This window comes from Burkholderia sp. MR1-5-21, from assembly GCF_053427715.1.
Window position 1 is genome coordinate 1 of record NZ_JBSAXD010000156.1, and the last position, 301, is coordinate 301.

1 rRNA gene is annotated in these 301 nt (G+C 49.2%); it reads left to right on the forward strand.

Annotated elements, in window-relative coordinates:
- Nucleotides 1-119 precede the first annotated feature (119 nt).
- Nucleotides 120-301: ribosomal RNA gene (locus tag ACV229_RS40865) — 16S ribosomal RNA — on the forward strand; the annotation flags it as partial.

Consider the following 301-nt stretch of genomic DNA (forward strand, 5'->3'; position numbering starts at 1 on the left):
TAGCAAAAGTATCAAGAGTCTCACACTAAAGTAAGTCAGGTTTATGAAGCAATTCATATGACCTGTCAGCTTTGAGTGAGCGACCGGTTCTTAACCGAACCGAAAACAGTAACAGGTTTAAACTGAAGAGTTTGATCCTGGCTCAGATTGAACGCTGGCGGCATGCCTTACACATGCAAGTCGAACGGCAGCACGGGTGCTTGCACCTGGTGGCGAGTGGCGAACGGGTGAGTAATACATCGGAACATGTCCTGTAGTGGGGGATAGCCCGGCGAAAGCCGGATTAATACCGCATACGATC